This window comes from Flavobacteriales bacterium, from assembly GCA_013214975.1.
Taxonomy (GTDB): domain Bacteria; phylum Bacteroidota; class Bacteroidia; order DT-38; family DT-38; genus DT-38.
The window spans coordinates 1-1,681 of record JABSPR010000414.1; the positions used below are offsets into that span (position 1 = coordinate 1).

General features: G+C 37.2%; 1 protein-coding gene. It reads right to left on the reverse strand.

The window, feature by feature from the left end; all coding sequences use genetic code 11:
- Window positions 1-1,512 (reverse strand): hypothetical protein (locus HRT72_12895; GenBank protein ID NQY68603.1); only part of this gene is annotated, 1,512 nt, incomplete at its 3' end.
- Window positions 1,513-1,681: the final 169 nt, after the last annotated feature.

Consider the following 1,681-nt stretch of genomic DNA (forward strand, 5'->3'; position numbering starts at 1 on the left):
ATTTGGCATTGGTTTTTCACCAGCTTGAACATTAGAAACAGAGACTCTTGAATAAGTAACTGATGGACTTGGAAAGAATGATTCTCCAAAAGGCATTTCAATAAAGTTTTCTTCATCTGGAGCAAGCCAATGATTTACAGAAGAAAATACCGGCTGAACGAATGGGTTTTCTTTATTTCCTACGGGTTCATAAGTTGCAACCCCACTTGATTTTCCATCAACTGTTTTGTACTCATATTTTTGACCATAGTTCATTGTTTGGTAATCTCCTTGCCCAGGATTCATCTCTTCCCAAACATCACTCATCCGAATTTCTTTAACACGGCATCCTCCTCCCAATTTAAAGTTATCCTTTGTCTTTAGTCGAATCCATGATTTCTCATTGATAAAGCGTCGACCAACATTTTTATTTTCTAATGTTGAATTTGGCCCTGTGAAAATTTCAATTAGATTGTTAATTACATCTAGAGATAACAATTCAGCTACTATAGCCTCAATATCTTCACTATCTCCATTTGGCTGATTACTAAACACATGATTGTTCAAGTACTTTCTACCAAATTGCCAAGTAGCTTTTGAAATTGGATGCACATCATCCACCCCTACTTCAATACCAGTATCATTAAGTTGATCATATATCAACCCACCTTCTTTATTTACCATTTTCACTGGTATACTGAGGTATTTTTTAGATCCTTCAGTTATTATTTCCGCATCGCCAGAGTACGGTTCATTAGCATTATCCGTCTCGTATTCGAAATAACCAGTAACATAATCAAACTTCAAATCATCACTTGGGTTTTCTTGTGTTCCTCCTGCTATTGTGGTATTCATCAAAAATCTAAAATAAATAGGAGTCCCCTGTTTTAATTCCTTCAAGTAATCGTCCACATCAGCTGTAGTTGCGTCACTATCTACTTCTGCATAAATGTATGTTCTTGGTTTATTAGACAGGCCATTACCATAAAGTGGCGAGGATACATCTAGATTATTAAAATCTGTGTCGCTTCCATCTGCAGAGAAACCTGTTCCAATAACTTTAAACATTCGCATGACATCTTTGTCTTGAACTGAAGCATAATCATCAGATTCATATTGAATTGAAATATCACCACCTGATGGCAGGCTAATTTTTTTAAGATTCCAAACAGATGCACGATTATCTTGTACGGCTTTGTTTTGTTCGGTAAATGGAAATTCAGCTGCGGTTATTGGATCACCGTATGAGCAACCTGTTGGATTGGGCTTGTAATTCCCCCAACTATCGTATCCCTTGATGTTATAAACTGGATTGAGGCCAGAAATTTCAGCTAAATTCATATCAGCAATTTCATCTGCTGTAGGATTTAAAGGGTCTTGAACAATTGCAGGAACATATGCCGTATTCAAAACTAAGCTTGCTCCTGTAGGGTTAAAGTACTCATCCGGATTAATGTAGTTCCCAGACGATAGTGGATATTCTACTGGAGCATATTCTCCATAATTGAATTTATAGCCTGTGTATTTACCCATTAATGAGTTTCTATACGTGAAATAAACTTTCTTAAGTGTTAGTTTCCCTCCAAGATTTGAAATTTCACCTGATGGCGTCTCTGAAAATCCAGCGTTAATAGAATTGTTTCTGGGTTACTATGTCCCTGTGTTCCGGCGGCCGCCAGAAGTACGAGTTGGACAGGAACTG